The 14,786-nt window shown below is 44.1% G+C and carries 14 protein-coding genes; 10 read left to right on the top strand and 4 right to left on the bottom strand.

Going from position 1 to position 14,786, the window contains the following annotated elements; genetic code table 11:
* Positions 1–1,191 carry a beta-ketoacyl-[acyl-carrier-protein] synthase family protein gene (locus tag FHS10_RS19885; protein ID WP_259093864.1) on the top strand — a complete coding sequence of 397 codons (1,191 nt, stop codon included), beginning with the start codon at positions 1–3 and terminating at the stop codon, positions 1,189–1,191.
* The gene (locus tag FHS10_RS19880; protein WP_259093863.1) at positions 1,188–2,237 is read left to right on the top strand and encodes a beta-ketoacyl-[acyl-carrier-protein] synthase family protein; all 1,050 of its coding nucleotides are present in this window, start codon (positions 1,188–1,190) and stop codon (positions 2,235–2,237) included. Before FHS10_RS19885 ends, FHS10_RS19880 begins: the two co-directional genes overlap by 4 nt.
* Before the next feature lie 29 nt (positions 2,238–2,266).
* Here FHS10_RS19880 and epsC read toward each other — a convergent pair whose 3' ends face one another.
* Both epsC and FHS10_RS19870 read right to left on the bottom strand, forming a co-directional pair.
* Positions 2,267–3,097, bottom strand: coding sequence for a serine O-acetyltransferase EpsC (gene epsC, locus FHS10_RS19875; protein ID WP_259093861.1), 831 nt, complete (start codon positions 3,095–3,097; stop codon positions 2,267–2,269).
* Between the two features lie 132 nt (positions 3,098–3,229).
* Positions 3,230–3,874: a hypothetical protein gene (locus FHS10_RS19870; protein ID WP_259093859.1), complete on the bottom strand. Its 645-nt coding sequence runs from the start codon at positions 3,872–3,874 to the stop codon at positions 3,230–3,232.
* Between the two features lie 204 nt (positions 3,875–4,078).
* Between FHS10_RS19870 and FHS10_RS19865 the strand changes: the two genes are divergently transcribed.
* Together FHS10_RS19865 and FHS10_RS19860 are read left to right on the top strand one after the other, a co-directional pair.
* Positions 4,079–4,963, top strand: coding sequence for a TIM barrel protein (locus FHS10_RS19865; RefSeq protein WP_259093857.1), 885 nt, complete (start codon positions 4,079–4,081; stop codon positions 4,961–4,963).
* 209 nt (positions 4,964–5,172) lie between these two features.
* Entirely contained in the window at positions 5,173–5,379 is a 207-nt protein-coding gene (locus tag FHS10_RS19860; RefSeq protein WP_259093855.1) for a hypothetical protein, read from the top strand.
* Positions 5,380–5,483: 104 nt separating this feature from the next.
* On the opposite strand, the gene FHS10_RS19855 is transcribed toward FHS10_RS19860, so the two are convergent.
* Positions 5,484–5,663 carry an ATP-binding protein gene (locus tag FHS10_RS19855; RefSeq protein WP_259093854.1) on the bottom strand — a complete coding sequence of 60 codons (180 nt, stop codon included), beginning with the start codon at positions 5,661–5,663 and terminating at the stop codon, positions 5,484–5,486.
* Positions 5,653–5,898 (bottom strand): hypothetical protein, encoded by a 246-nt coding sequence (locus FHS10_RS19850; protein WP_259093852.1) that lies wholly within the window; start codon positions 5,896–5,898, stop codon positions 5,653–5,655. The genes FHS10_RS19855 and FHS10_RS19850 overlap by 11 nt, the downstream gene beginning before the upstream one ends.
* 268 nt (positions 5,899–6,166) lie before the next feature.
* On the opposite strand from FHS10_RS19850, the gene FHS10_RS19845 reads away from it, so the two are divergent.
* The 6 genes from FHS10_RS19845 (at position 6,167) to FHS10_RS19820 (ending at position 14,624) form a co-directional block, all read left to right on the top strand.
* On the top strand, positions 6,167–6,715 hold the full coding sequence (locus tag FHS10_RS19845; RefSeq protein ID WP_259093849.1) for a peroxiredoxin: 549 nt from the start codon (positions 6,167–6,169) through the stop codon (positions 6,713–6,715).
* Positions 6,716–6,727: 12 nt separating this feature from the next.
* The gene (locus tag FHS10_RS19840; RefSeq protein ID WP_259093847.1) at positions 6,728–7,066 is read left to right on the top strand and encodes a DUF1475 family protein; all 339 of its coding nucleotides are present in this window, start codon (positions 6,728–6,730) and stop codon (positions 7,064–7,066) included.
* Positions 7,067–7,115: 49 nt separating this feature from the next.
* Positions 7,116–7,853 (top strand): DUF1295 domain-containing protein, encoded by a 738-nt coding sequence (locus FHS10_RS19835; protein WP_259093845.1) that lies wholly within the window; start codon positions 7,116–7,118, stop codon positions 7,851–7,853.
* A 243-nt stretch (positions 7,854–8,096) separates the two neighbouring features.
* Positions 8,097–10,481, top strand: a complete 2,385-nt coding sequence (locus FHS10_RS19830; RefSeq protein WP_259093842.1) for a beta-glucosidase — start codon at positions 8,097–8,099, stop codon at positions 10,479–10,481.
* 224 nt (positions 10,482–10,705) lie between these two features.
* Positions 10,706–13,045 (top strand): glycoside hydrolase family 3 protein, encoded by a 2,340-nt coding sequence (locus FHS10_RS19825; RefSeq protein WP_259093840.1) that lies wholly within the window; start codon positions 10,706–10,708, stop codon positions 13,043–13,045.
* A 37-nt stretch (positions 13,046–13,082) separates the two neighbouring features.
* Positions 13,083–14,624 carry a carboxylesterase/lipase family protein gene (locus tag FHS10_RS19820; protein ID WP_259093837.1) on the top strand — a complete coding sequence of 514 codons (1,542 nt, stop codon included), beginning with the start codon at positions 13,083–13,085 and terminating at the stop codon, positions 14,622–14,624.
* Positions 14,625–14,786 lie beyond the last annotated feature (162 nt).

Below are 14,786 nucleotides of genomic sequence, written 5' to 3'. Positions count from 1 at the left end.
TTGGACAGGATTGTTGTAACCGGGATAGGAGTAATCAGTGCTATTGGGCACTCGGTTAATGAAAATCACGCGGCATTGGTAATGGGCAAAACCGGTATTATCAAAGGTGGCGGCAATTTCCCTTCGCGGTATTCTGGTCTGCTGCCCTTTGGCGAGGTTTTAGTTAGCACCGATGAACTTAAAACAAAACTTAATGTTACTCAGCCTGGCGTAACGCGCACTACCTTACTTGCATTGCACGCTTTTAAAGAAGCTATTGCCGATGCCGGGCTCAGCCCCGATGAACTTTCGGCACATGATACCGCCCTTGTGGGGGCCACAACGGTTGGCGGCATGTGCCTTACCGATGAATTGTATGCAAATACCCATGGCGATACCGAAAATGTTGAATACGTCAGATCGTTTGATTACGCGTCGGTAAACCTGTTTATCCAAAACAGGTACAACATTACCGGCGTGGTAAATACCATGAATACGGCTTGCTCCTCATCGGCAAACGCCATTATGTATGGCTGCCGTTTGATCAAAAACGGACTGGCCAGCCGGGTAATTGTTGGCGGTGCCGATAGCCTGGCCAAATTTACGGTGAATGGCTTTAACGCATTGCGCATCCTATCCGACGAAGCTTGTACGCCCTTTGATCAAAACCGCAAAGGTTTAAACTTAGGTGAGGGCGCGGCCTTCCTGGTACTGGAAAAAGAGAGCGACGCCACGGGTAAAAAAAATTACGCCTGTGTTAGCGGATATGGCAATGCCAATGATGCCTATCATCCATCCTCATTATCACCTGAAGGTGATGGCCCATACCTGGCTATGAAAAGCGCGTTGGAAAGTGCCGGATTAAACCCAGCCGATATAGATTTTATAAATGCCCACGGCACAGGTACCGAAAATAATGATGAAGTAGAAAGCCGGGCGATGTTAAACCTGTTTGGTACCCTCCCCAACTTTGCATCAACCAAAGGCTTCACGGGGCATACCCTTGGGGCAGCCAGCGCTATTGAGGCGGTGTATAGCGTGCTGAATATTGACAGGCAGGAATTGTATCCTAACCTGAATTTCAGTGAGCCTATCGCGGATATACGGCTACAGCCGGTAATGGATCACCGGTCGGCGGCTATCACCCACGTCATGTCAAATTCATTTGGTTTTGGAGGTAATTGTACTTCATTAGTATTTTCGAAGCCATGATGTTCTATATCCATAAAGCCGCCTGTATTTCGCCCCAGCAAACCTTTGGCGATATTGATATTGAGCAGCTGCATGTTGCTGTTGATAACAAGCTTTACGCCATTGAACCAAAATATCCACATTTTAATGGCAACGCTTTAAGGCGCATGAGTAAGAGTACCCGGATGGGAGCAGGCGCGGCATTACCATTACTGGCCGATAATGATAAACCCAACGGTATTATCATTGGCACCCAGGTAAGCGGCATGGAAGAGAACGGTAAATTCCTCAACCAGATCATTGAGTATAACGAAGATATGCTTACCCCCGGCAGCTTTGTGCAGGGCACGCCTAATACCATATCATCGCAAATAGCGCTTATTAACAATAATAAAAATTATAACCTTACACACGTACACCGGGGCCTGGCGTTTGAAAACGCGGCTCTTGACGCAGCCATGCTGGTTAACGAAAATCCTGCCCATACCTATCTTTTAGGTGGCGTTGATGAGATCTCGGCAAATAATTATACGCTTGATACCCTTGGCGGCTGGTTTAAGAAGGAGCCCTGCCCAAGTGATGGGCTTTATAACTCCACGACTGCAGGTAGTTTATCCGGCGAGGGCGCTACCATGTTTACGGTAAGCGGCAACCAGGCAGGCGCAATTGCAAAACTCAGCGCCATAACCACCATTCACAGCAGTGATGTAGCAGTTGTAAAGGAGCGCATCAAAAATTTCATCTCGAAAGAGCTGCCAGATGGCAAAAAAATAGACCTGCTGTTAACCGGTGAAAACGGAGATGCACGCGTCTTCCCTTTTTACCAGGCTTGCGAAGAAATTCTGGATGATCAAACAGCGATTGCCCGCTTTAAGCATATGAGCGGCGAATACCCTACAGCATCGTCTTTTGCGCTGTGGCTGGCCTGTAACTTTGTGGGAGGAATATTAAATATTCCGAGGCATATGATCAAAAGGCACGGAGATCTTAAATCTTTGAAAAATATTCTCGTTTACAATACCCATAAAGTTGGCCAGCACGGGTGCATGCTGGTGAACGTCGCTTGATGGCTTTTAAGCGATAGGCAAAATGCTACCTATTTCTTCTCGCCAAAAATCCTTCTCGATAATTTTTTTAAGATACGAATGCTGGGTGTATGGTAAACCCTTGAATTTGGCGGCAGGCTTTTGGTTAGCCAAACGTTACCGCCAATAACACTGTTGTGGCCTATAATAGTTTCGCCGCCAAGGATCGTAGCACCCGAATAGATCACCACGTTATCTTCAACCGTGGGGTGGCGTTTGGTAAAGGCCATGCTTTTATCCACACTTAAGGCCCCCAAAGTTACCCCCTGGTATAACTTAACATGCGAACCGATATTGCAGCTTTCGCCAATAACAATACCGGTGCCATGATCTATATAAAAATATTCGCCTATAGCGGCGGCCGGGTGAATATCGATACCCGTTTTGGAGTGCGCGTATTCGGTAAGGATCCGGGGAATCAATGGCACATCGCTTATATATAAATGATGTGCAAGCCGGTAAAGTGATATGGCAAAAAAACCGGGATAGGTACGGATCACCTCAAACTCGCTGCGTGCCGCGGGGTCACCATTAAAAATAGCCTGGATATCGGTATTAAGGACCTGGTAAAGCTGGGGCAGGTTTTCAAAAAAGTTGGCCGCGCGCTTTTTATTATCGCAATCGGCACAAGCTTTGGTAGCCTCCATAATGTTGTAAAGCTCGGCTTCCAGCAAAACAAACTCGGCCTTCAGTTCCTCAACAGTGGCAAACATTTTGGCTGTTTGTTCGGGATATAATAAATGAATAACCCGCAGCGCCCATTTGGTAATCTCCTTATTAGAAGGTACGTATTCCAAATTTTGCTGCTTGCTAAATATCTGCTCGTAAAAATCCTGACTCATGTTTTATAAAGGGTTGTTTAGGATAAACAACGGTATATATTGCAAGTTTAGGGAAAAGAATGTTGTTAGCATGTAAAAACAACTACTTAATTGATAGATATGCTGATAAAGAACAACATTGGGCCATAGTTATTAATGATGCAGGCGGATAAAAACACCTAAAAAAAGGTATCCTGAACGATAATTTAAAGGCGGATAATAGGTTGAACGCAGTTTATTGATACCCTGCCCAAAATTTGAACTATCGTATCCTAATTCGAGTCCAACCGTGCCGATATCGAAAGGGGTGCTCACGCTGACCATTGGCGCGAAAGCTACCGAATAGCCACCATTTGCAACTTTCCTCTCCAGCTGGTAACGATAATCATCTTTTTGAGAGCTATACTCTTTTACACTACCATAGCCCCAGTTATAACCCACCTTCAGCGAAAAACCGGCAGAAAACCGAACCTCGTTTTGCGGATTAAAAGTATAATGAGGACTTACCGCAAGGCCGGTGTACAAGGTTGTGCCCTCAAAACGCTTATTGTCATCAAAATAATAATTGTAGTTCATAAAGTCGGCAAAACCGGTAATGTCATACCCAAAGTGATTACCGGGGATCATTTTGCCGTAGCCAATATTTAACCCAAAGGAATCTTTATTGCGGTCATCATCAGACAAGTTGGATGTTGTCTGCATACTTCGCAGGCGAATCAGAAAACTGTTTGATTGACCATAGCTACGCAAAGCGCAACATAGCAAAATAATGAAAGCTAAACTTGCAGGCAGTTTCATAGGGTAATTGTGTAAGGCGTAAAAGAAGGCGTATCAAATTAGGCTGATATCAGCTTCGTAACAATGTGACTGCATTTTCTCCGGAGGGTTTAATTAAACCATTGTATTTAAATTTTGTCTTTGCTTTTGGTGTAGTTAATACGCTATCTTTACGCTAACCAATCATAAAACACCAATCATAATCAATTATTAATTCTCAGAACTATGATTACCAGACGTTCCTTTATAAAAACTTCGGCCGTTTTATCTGCCGGACTATTAGCAGCACCTAACTTATTTGCATACGACAAAAAGTTGATAGGCCTGCAACTATATACCGTACGTGATGCCATGGCAAAAGACCCGGTGGCAGCTTTGGCTAAAGTGGCCAAAATAGGCTATAACTCTGTAGAAGGTGCTACCTATACCGGCTCTGAGTTGTTTTACGGCATGAATGCCAAAGGTTTTGCCAGTGCCTTAAACCAGTCTGGTTTGGTTATGCCAAGCGCGCACTACCGCCTAGGCCAGGAACAGGTTAACGGGGCATCGCAAATGGGTACCATTCTTAACGACTGGAAAAAAGCCGTTGATGATGCTGCTGCAGTTGGTTTAAAATATATGGTTTGCGCTTACTTATCACAAGCCGAGCGTGGCGACCTTGACCACTATAAAAAAGTGGCCGATATGCTTACCGTAGCAGGGCAAACCTGTAAACAAGCAGGCATCCAGCTTTGTTACCACAACCACGATTTTGAATTTATACAGGATAACGGCCAATATCCGTACGAGATTTTACTAAACGATACCGATGCCGACCTGGTGAAAATGGAGATGGACCTTTACTGGATGAACAAAGCAGGTCAGGACCCTATCGCTTTCTTTGATAAATACCCGGGCCGTTTCCCACTGTTCCACATGAAAGATATGGATAGCACGCCCGAAAAGAAATTTACCGAAGTAGGCAACGGCGTTATCGACTTTAAAAAGATCCTTGCCCAATCAAAAAAAGCAGGCATGAAATACTTTTTTGTTGAACAGGATATTTGCCCCGGCGATCCGTTTGACAGCATTGCCAAAAGCATTGGTTATATCAAAAAGAATTTGGTATAAAAGACTGCATAATTTCACAAAAAAGCCGGACCTTAAAAGTCCGGCTTTTTTGTGTGCATAATTTGCTATAATTTAAAATTTGGAGAAGGGCCTAATTCCTGATTCGTATAGTTCTCATTCGTTTTTATTATTGCATAAGCCTCATCACTTAGCCTTTGTTTACTAAAGCTATACTGGGCAAATAGCTGCGGATATTTCAAATCATTGGATTGGTAAGAAATCAATATGCTTTTTTGAAAGCTCATGATGTTCTGATTTTTTCCACCCTTTCCGGTGAATATAAAATAGCTATTATCGAAATAAAAGAAATAGGTGGCCAGGTTTTTAAAGCTCTCATTAAAATTGAGGCTTACATTACTTCCAGAAATGGTTATACCGCTTTGCTGCATGCCCCTAACAGCAACTCTGTCTTTTGATTGTTGTGGATTATCTAAAAATAAAGAAATTAATGAAGAGTAATAGCCTGCATTTCGAGCCTCATCTACCAGGTCTTTAAATGACTCATCGTTAAATACCGTTTCTAATATGATATTCTTTCTTTAATAGCATCACGAAAAATATCTTTTGTGCGGCCCCGGTAAACATCGGTCATGATGATTTCAAAGCCGGAGAGTTCGTTAAGCCTTGTTCTGATAAAAGTTGATTTGCCAGCCGCATTACAACCGCATACGAAGATTAGTTCGGGTACTTTATCGGTCATTCAATGATTTCACAATGTGATCGTTGATGTGTATTGGCATATCGTTTTCATCTGTTATAACTTCAATGGTTACCAAGAATTTTTCGCCGTTAGGTAACTCTTTTCGCCAATAATCACCATCCTCTTCAAATTGCGCATAAAATGGGTTGCCCAATTCAAAGGCCCGCTGACGGCCGAGCTCATGCATATTATCCATGTTTTCTAAAAGGCGATCTACTACGTGAACTTTACTCATTGTTTTAGCTAAATTTCTGTTCCTACTCAAATATAAAAAATGAAATCGTTTCCTGCCAACAAAGCGTCTAATAACTTAATACCGCATCATAAAATTACCGCATCTACATCAAAAACTTCGCCATTGCCGTGTTGTCTAATGATATCAAAACAAAGCACCATAAAATCTTTGTTACAAGCGTAATATACAGCCAACACTTTCAAACAAAGTGGTGGCTTTTTTATTTTATCAGCAATTAAATCGCTTGTTGTCAAAAATCTCGTACATTATGGAAATGGACACCACTATGATAAAATATCTCATCATCCTGTTAGGGGCATCGTTCCTGTTTTCGTGCGCGGCACAAGCCCAAACCGGTAAAGAATTATTAACCGGAGATAACGCGCCGTCGTTCTCGTTGCTTGATCAAAACGGCAAGGCATTTAAAACTACCGACTATGTGGGCAAAAAAGTATTAGTAATTTACTTTTACCCCAAGGATGAAAGCATGGTATGTACCAAAGAAGCCTGCGCTTTTAGGGATAGTTTTGATCAATTTACCAAAGCGGGTGCCATGGTTATTGGCATAAACGGCGGTACAGTTGCCAGCCACAAAGGCTTTGCCGATCATTATAAACTTCCCTTCACTTTATTAAGCGATCCCGATAATAAGGTTTACAATATGTTTGGCATCCACAAAAAGTTTTTCATGACGGGCCGTGAAACTTTTGTGATTGATTTAAAAGGTAAAATAGTTTATACCCACGAAGCCATGATGCAGGGGAAAGAACATGCCGACGACGCCCTTAAATTTATCACAGCAGCCAAAGCTAAATAACCACGGCATATTATGATCAATGCCTTAAAAGTGCTTTTCAGTATTGTTTTGGCGTGGATGTGTTACGTTGTAATCACTACCAGCTTAAACAGCAACCTGTTTACAAATTGGGATTCCCTGGGCGCTATCCCCTGGATGCGGGCTACCCTTTGGGACTTTTACGCCAATGTACTGGTGATATTTGTTTGGGTTTGCTATAAGGAAAAAAGTATCTTCATTAAAGTGATCTGGCTGATATTACTGTTCGCGCTGGGTAGTATTGCCAGCTGTGCCTTTGTACTCATCCAGCTTTTTAGATTAAAACCCGGTGAGGGTGTAAAAGAGTTATTTGGGAAAAAACATGGGGAATAGTTCGCTTTTATGTTTGGTAATTTATAGCCTGTTGGCGTGCTGCGTCATTATGATGCTGGTATGGCTTTGGGCGCATAAAATAAAAAATGCCGGGGTGGTTGATATCTTTTGGAGTTACAACTTCCCCGTTATCGCCATTATCCTTTTTTTATTGGCACCAGGTTATCACGATAGAAAGATGCTCATTTGCGCTATGGTTATTATTGCAGGCGCGCGATTGGGCACTCATTTAACCACACGCATCATCAGGTATTTAGATGAGGAAGAAGGCCGTTACCAGCAATTACGCAAAGAATGGGCCCCCATTGCCGAGAAGAAATTCTTTTTCTTTTTCCAGTTCCAGGCCATCTCCAATGTATTATTAGCTATCCCGTTTTTCATCATTTGTTTAAATACCAACCCGGTACTATCATCATTTGAGTATGCCGGTTTTATCCTTTGGTTTATCAGCGTGACCGGCGAAGCCATTGCCGATAGGCAGCTGGCCTTCTTTAAAAAAGATCCGGCCAATAAAGGCAAGATCTGTCAAACGGGTTTATGGTATTATTCGCGCCACCCCAACTACTTTTTTGAATGGCTGATGTGGCTTTCCTATTTTGTTTTTTCTTTAGGTTCGCCTTATGGCTATTTAGCTATTATTAGTCCGGCTATTATCCTTTACTTGCTTGTAAATGTAACAGGAATTCCTGCTACTGAAGAACAATCCCTGCGCTCCAAAGGAGAAGCTTTCAAGGCGTACCAGGCCAGTACCAGCGTATTTGTGCCCTGGTTTAAGAAGAAAGTTTAGCTATTAATTTTTTCTGTAGAGGCGCATCACATGCGTCTCCCGTATGCAAATCAAACTTGCGCGAAATCTTGTATCAGCCTAAAATAGTCGTCCGTCTGTTCTTATTACCTCTTTATCCATAATAACTTGCAATTACAAAAGATAATATATACTATTGTGTTATATTGACGCAATGGTTTTATTTGCTGTTAATAAACAAGTTATAACCAATTATTACGCACCATTTCTTTTTAATTATTAATCATGAGGATAAGCTACAAACTTAGTGTTGCTATTGTATTTATGTGTACTGCCGGGAGTTTCGTCGCATCGGCACAAGCCCAAACAAAAAAACAGCCGCTGCAATTGCGTGCAAACAATGTGAAGCAGATAGTAGCTGCCATGACGTTGGAGGAAAAATCAAAATTAGTGGTGGGGATGGGCTTTAAAATGCCCGGCGTACCACCACCTGTTAAAGGTAAAAAGCCTGAGGCCATTGATATCGGTGGTTTCAAATTGCCTCCATCAGATCCTGATGCTTATAATATTCCGGAAAAGGTTCCGGGTGCTGCGGGGCGTACACACGCTATTCCGCGTTTAGGCATCCCGTCTATGACGGTATCTGATGGTCCGGCCGGTTTGCGTATCGAACCATTCCGTAATGGTGATAAATCGGTAAGCTATTATGCTACCGCCTTCCCGGTTGCTACTTTATTGGCATCAAGCTGGGATATCCAACTGTTAAATAAAGTAGGCGTTGCCTTTGGTAACGAGGTGCGCGAATACGGTGTAGATATTTTATTAGCACCGGGTATGAACATCCACCGTAACCCACTTGGTGGTCGTAATTTTGAATATTATTCAGAGGATCCCCTGGTAGCCGGGAGCATGACGGCCGCTATCGTTAACGGCATCCAGTCAAATGGTGTAGGCACATCTATTAAGCATTACGCCGCCAATAACCAGGAAACTAACCGTAACTCCATCAATACCATTGTGAGCGAGCGTGCTATGCGCGAGCTGTATCTAAGAGGCTTTGAGCTGGCGGTTAAAAAATCGCAACCATGGACGGTAATGTCATCCTACAATAAACTGAACGGCACCTTTACATCTGAACGCCGCGACCTGCTTACTACCGTTTTAAAAGACGAGTGGAAATTAAAAGGCTTTGTAATGACCGATTGGTTTGGCGGTAAAGATGCGGTAGCACAAATGAAGGCTGGTAATGATTTGATCATGCCGGGTAGCCCCGATAAATCAGAAGCCATAGTTGCTGCTGTAAAAAACGGCTCATTAAGTATCAACCAACTGAACCAAAACGTAGAGCGTATTTTAAATGTGATCATCAAATCGCCATCATTTACCAAATACAAATACTCTGATAAGCCTGACCTGGCCGCACATGCCAAAGTATCGCGCGAGGCTGCTGCCCAGGGTATGATACTGCTTAAAAACGAAGATCATGCATTGCCCTTTGCGCCTGCAAAACGCATCGCTGTGTTCGGCAATACCTCTTATGATATCATTGCCGGCGGTACAGGTAGTGGTGATGTAAACAAGGCCTACACTATTTCATTAATGCAAGGCTTAAGCAATGCCGGTTTTAAAGTACAGGAAACATTATCAAAAAACTATGGCGCTTACCTGGTTGATATGAAAGCCAGGCAGCCAAAACCTAAAAACTTTTTTGATCACCCTGCTCCAATTCCCGAAATGGATGTGAACAGCATTGTTGCCGACGAAGCCAATGGTGCCGATGAAGCCCTGATCACCATCGGTCGTAATGCTGGCGAAGGTGCCGACAGGAAATTAGAAGGCGATTATTACCTTAACGAAGCCGAAAAAGGTCTGATCCGGGGTGTAGCTGCGGCTTTCCATGCTAAAGGAAAAAAAGTAATTGTGGTACTTAACATAGGCGGTGTTATTGAAGTAGCCAGCTGGCGCGATGAGGTTGATGGTATTTTATTAGCGTGGCAACCGGGCCTTGAAGCGGGTAACGCCATTGCCGATGTGCTAAGTGGTGCGGTTAACCCATCGGGTAAACTGGCAACCACTTTCCCTATGGATTATAAAGATGTGCCATCGGCTAATAATTTCCCGGGCACACCTGCAGAAAAACCTACCCAGGTTATTTATGAGGAAGGTATTTACGTGGGTTATCGCTATTATGACGCTGCCGATGTTAAACCTGCTTATGAGTTTGGTTACGGTTTATCATATACCAAATTTAAATTCAGTGATCTAAAGCTGAGCTCAGCTAACTTTATGCACAACATTACCGCTACTGTAACAGTTAAAAATACAGGCGATATTGCAGGTAAAGAAGTGGTGCAATTATACTTAAGCGCGCCTAAAAAAGACCTGGATAAACCGCAGCAGGAGTTAAAGGCCTTTGCTAAAACCCGGTTGTTAGCAGCAGGCGAATCGCAAACCCTAAGCTTCACTATTAAATCAGCCGACCTGGCTTCTTTTTACACTAACAGGCAGGCATGGATAGCTGATGCCGGCAAATACGAAGTACGAGTAGGTTCGTCATCAAGGCAGATTGAGGAAAAGGCTACTTTCAAACTGGCTAAAGATATCACTGTTGAAAAAGTAACTAAAGTGCTTACGCCTGAAGTTGCTATTAATGAAATGAAGATGAAGTAACGTCTTCTAAAAACGTCATTGCGAGGAGGAATGACGAAGCAATCCCCTACTATACAGGGCATCTTGCTTGGTTGATCTGCCAATCGGGGATTGCTTCGTGCCTCGCAATGACGCTTATATTCTTACACATAATAACTATATAAACTATGCCATTGCAACCATATGTTGCAATGGCTTTTATAGGTACAAGGCAATTATAAACATAAACCAACAATACAATCTTCATGGCTAATCAACTCAAATTTATCGCGCTGTTATCGCTGCTTCCGGCTACGGTGGCAATGGGCCAAACCAAGTGGACAGAAAAGAAAACCGGTGATATTGTTTTAGTAACCAATACAGGCGGGCAACAGTTAGGATATGCCACCACATCGGGCGTAAAAATATTGACCGTTGATGGGCTGGCTTTTAAAGACCTCAACAAAAACGGCAAACTTGATAAATATGAGGACTGGCGTTTACCCGTTGACGTGCGGGCAAAGGACCTGGCGGGCAAAATGAGTGTTGAGCAAATTGCCGGTTTAATGTTATACAGCAAGCACCAGCCTATCCCGGCAGCGCCGGCTGGACCGTTTAAAGGAACTTATAACGGGAAAGTATTTGCCGAAAGTGGCGCTAAACCGTATGATCTGTCTGATCAGCAAAAGGAGTTTTTAGCTAAAGATAATGTAAGGCATGTTTTGATCACATCGGTACAAAGCCCCGAGATAGCCGCGCAATGGAATAATAACGCACAGGCGTTTGTTGAAGGTCTGGGTTTAGGCATACCGAATAACAACAGTTCCGATCCGCGGCATGGTACCCTGGCAACTGCCGAGTTTAATGCCGGAGCGGGTGGCGCTATTTCTATGTGGCCGGGTTCACTGGGTTTTGCGGCAACATTTGATCCTAAAATAGTGGGGGACTTTGGTCATATTGCTGCCCTGGAGTATCGGGCCTTAGGTATCGCTACAGCTTTATCGCCACAGGTTGATATCGCTACTGACCCACGCTGGTGGAGGGTAAGCGGCACTTTTGGCGAAGATCCGCAGCTTGCTGCCGATATGGCCCGTGGGTATATCGATGGTTTTCAAACTTCATTGGGCGATAAGGAAATTAATGGCGGCTGGGGCTTTGGCAGCGTGAATGCCATGGTAAAACACTGGCCGGGCGGTGGTGCCGGCGAAGGTGGCCGCGATGCGCATTATGGTTATGGCAAATACGCCGTTTACCCAGGCAATAACTTTAAACAGCATTTGATCCCTTTTACCGAAGGCGCTTTCAAGCTAAACGGTAAAACCGGCATGGCGGCATCGGTGATGCCTTACTACACCATATCTTATAAACAGGATACTAAAAATCATGAGAACGTAGCTAATAACTACAACTCCTATATCATTAACGATCTGCTGCGCAAAAAATACCATTTTGACGGCGTGGTTTGTACCGATTGGCTGGTAACCGGCGATGAAACCGCTGTGGATGTGTTTCTCTCCGGTAAATCATGGGGAGTAGAAGGGCTTAGCGTGGCCCAGCGCCATTATAAGATATTGATGGCGGGTGTTGATCAGTTTGGTGGCAATAATGAAGTAGCACCTGTTGTAGCGGCTTACCAGATGGGCGTAAAAGAACATGGCGAAGCTTTTATGCGGGCCAGGTTTGAACAATCGGCCGTAAGGTTATTGCGTAATATTTTCAGGACAGGCTTATTTGAAAACCCTTATTTAGATCCGGAGGTTTCAAAAAATGTGGTTGGTAACCCGGAGTTTATGACGGCTGGTTACGAAGCTCAGCTTAAATCTATTGTGATGCTGAAGAACAAGGCAAACATTTTACCATTGCAAACTGGTAAAACCGTTTATGTGCCTAAAAAATTCACCCCGGCAGGCAGAAATTTTTTAGGAATGGAGACGCCCGAAAAACTGGAATATCCTGTTAACATGGAGACAGTTAAAAAATACTTTAAAGTAACCGAGAATCCCGACGAAGCCGATTATGCCCTGGTATTTATTAACAGCCCAAATAGTGGCGGTGGTTATGATAGTAAGGATGCCAAGAGCGGCGGCAATGGTTATGTACCGGTAAACCTGCAATACGGCGAATACAAAGCAACAACCGCCCGTGCGGTGAGCATAGCCGGTGGCGATCCTTTAGAGAAGTTTACCAACCGCAGCTACAAGGATAAATCATCAACCGCCATCAACATTACCGATCTGGCAATGGTTACCGAAACCTACAAACAAATGAAGGGCAAGCCGGTAATTGTATCTGTAAACATGGCCAACCCAATGGTATTTTCGGAGTTTGAAAAAGATGCCGATGCTATAGTAGTTGACTTTGGTGTACAGGGCCAGGCTACCCTGGATATCCTTACGGGTAAAAAAGAGCCATCGGCATTACTGCCCTTACAAATGCCGGCAGATATGCAAACCGTAGAAGCTCAATTTGAAGATGTACCCCACGATATGAAATGCTATACAGACGATCAGGGCCATGTTTATGATTTTGGTTACGGCTTAAACTGGAAGGGTATCATTGATGATACACGCACCGCAAAATATAAAGCAAGCAATAAAAAGCCTTAAATTTATATTGTCACACATTCAAATAGAAATCATCTATATGAAAAATCTTTTTATATTGTTTTTATCGATAATGATAAATAGTTCATTTGCTTTTGCGCAAAGCGGCCTGGATGTTGTGACTACCAACGCCGGAAAGATCTCGGGAAGTGTAAGCACAGGCGGTGATGTCCATGTATTTAAGGGGATCCCTTTTGCAGCGCCACCCGTTGGCGATCTGCGCTGGAAGGAACCACGGCCAGTAGCGCCCTGGCAAGGCGTAAAAGAATGCACTACGTTTTCGGCAAGCCCCATGCAGCCTAAGCCGGATGAGTTTGGCGTATACACCCGGGAGTTTTTGATCCCGTACCAACCCATCAGCGAGGATTGCCTGTACCTGAACGTTTGGACCGGTGCAAAATCATCCGCAGAAAAAAGGGCAGTGTTGGTTTATATTTATGGTGGTGGCTTTGGCTCGGGCGGCGCGGCAGTGCCTATTTATGACGGCGAGGCAATGGCCAAAAAAGGGATAGTTTTTGTGGTGATCAATTACCGCGTTGGCATTTTCGGCTTTTTTGCCCATCCCGAACTGACTAAAGAATCGGGCCATAAGGCATCAGGTAATTATGGTTTGATGGACCAGCTGGCGGCCCTCAAATGGATTAAACAAAACATAGCAGCCTTTGGTGGCGATCCGGGTAATGTCACCATAGCCGGCCAGTCGGCTGGTTCTATGAGCGTGAATTGCCTGGTGGCATCGCCATTGGGCAAAGGCCTGTTTCAGCGTGCCATAGCCGAAAGTGGTGCCAGTTTTTTAAATGGCCCGTTTGGTGGTACCACATTACAGGCTGCAGAACAAAGCGGTGTTAAAGCAGCCCAATCGCTTAATGCCAATTCGATTGCCGATTTGCGGAAAGTCCCAGCTGCGGATTTGGTAGGCAAGTTTGCAGGCAGACCAATTATTGATGGTTACGTTTTGCCGGTATCTATAGCACAAACTTTTGCCGATAACAAAGAGAATAGCGTGCCCCTGCTTACCGGTTGGAATGAGGATGATGCCTTTGTAGGCAAGCTCAAAAATGCCGAAGATTATAAAAAGCAGATTACTGATCAATATAAAGATAAGGCGGCGGAGTTTTTGAAATATTACCCTGCTGGTACGGATGCGGAGGCTGGAAGGTCACAGATCAATATCAGTCGTGATCAAACTTTTGGCGTGCAAAACTATACCTGGGCAAATGTGCAGAGCAGCAAGGGTAAGGCTAAAGTATACGTTTATCGTTTCACCCGCCGCTTGCCTGCTACAGCCGATTTTGTAAAATACGGCGCCTTCCACACCGGCGAGGTAGCCTACGCTTATGATAACCTCAGGTTTTTGAACCGACCATGGGAGCCGGTCGATCAGCAATTGGCAACAACCATATCCGGTTATTGGGCCAACTTTGCCAAAACGGGAAACCCTAACGGGAACGGTTTACCAAACTGGCCGGCGTATGATGCGGGGAATAAACAGGTGATGATCCTTGGAGAGAAGCCGGCTACCGAAGTATTGCCGGATAAAGCCGCGCTTGATTTTATGGTTGGGGTAGTTGGCGGGAAGTAAGGGAGATTTGGCTTACGTGGGGTTGTGCTCCGCTGGAGCACAATTTCGTTTTTTATAAGTTTCTACAAAGCTTTTGTCCCTCTGGGACAATTTGGCGAAGAGGATTTGACTTTTTAAGAATACAGCATTCTTCAGATAATTGGTTGTATGATGTCATCCAGT

Source organism: Mucilaginibacter dorajii, from assembly GCF_024808255.1.
GTDB classification, from domain to species: domain Bacteria; phylum Bacteroidota; class Bacteroidia; order Sphingobacteriales; family Sphingobacteriaceae; genus Mucilaginibacter; species Mucilaginibacter dorajii.
The sequence above is the reverse complement of the archived record's forward strand: the minus strand, read 5'-3'. Positions and strand labels throughout refer to the sequence as shown.

What these genes read in the sequence shown, in the direction of transcription:
- FHS10_RS19870 (WP_259093859.1), bottom strand. Translation starts at nt 3,874, where the DNA reads ATGAAACTGCCTGCAAGTTTAGCTTTCATTATTTTGCTATGTTGCGCT.
- FHS10_RS19855 (WP_259093854.1), bottom strand. Translation starts at nt 5,663, where the DNA reads ATGACCGATAAAGTACCCGAACTAATCTTCGTATGCGGTTGTAATGCG.
- FHS10_RS19845 (WP_259093849.1), top strand. Translation starts at nt 6,167, where the DNA reads ATGGAAATGGACACCACTATGATAAAATATCTCATCATCCTGTTAGGG.
- FHS10_RS19840 (WP_259093847.1), top strand. Translation starts at nt 6,728, where the DNA reads ATGATCAATGCCTTAAAAGTGCTTTTCAGTATTGTTTTGGCGTGGATG.
- FHS10_RS19850 (WP_259093852.1), bottom strand. Translation starts at nt 5,898, where the DNA reads ATGAGTAAAGTTCACGTAGTAGATCGCCTTTTAGAAAACATGGATAAT.
- FHS10_RS19830 (WP_259093842.1), top strand. Translation starts at nt 8,097, where the DNA reads ATGAGGATAAGCTACAAACTTAGTGTTGCTATTGTATTTATGTGTACT.
- FHS10_RS19835 (WP_259093845.1), top strand. Translation starts at nt 7,116, where the DNA reads ATGATGCTGGTATGGCTTTGGGCGCATAAAATAAAAAATGCCGGGGTG.
- FHS10_RS19820 (WP_259093837.1), top strand. Translation starts at nt 13,083, where the DNA reads ATGAAAAATCTTTTTATATTGTTTTTATCGATAATGATAAATAGTTCA.
- FHS10_RS19825 (WP_259093840.1), top strand. Translation starts at nt 10,706, where the DNA reads ATGGCTAATCAACTCAAATTTATCGCGCTGTTATCGCTGCTTCCGGCT.
- FHS10_RS19865 (WP_259093857.1), top strand. Translation starts at nt 4,079, where the DNA reads ATGATTACCAGACGTTCCTTTATAAAAACTTCGGCCGTTTTATCTGCC.
- FHS10_RS19880 (WP_259093863.1), top strand. Translation starts at nt 1,188, where the DNA reads ATGATGTTCTATATCCATAAAGCCGCCTGTATTTCGCCCCAGCAAACC.
- epsC (WP_259093861.1), bottom strand. Translation starts at nt 3,097, where the DNA reads ATGAGTCAGGATTTTTACGAGCAGATATTTAGCAAGCAGCAAAATTTG.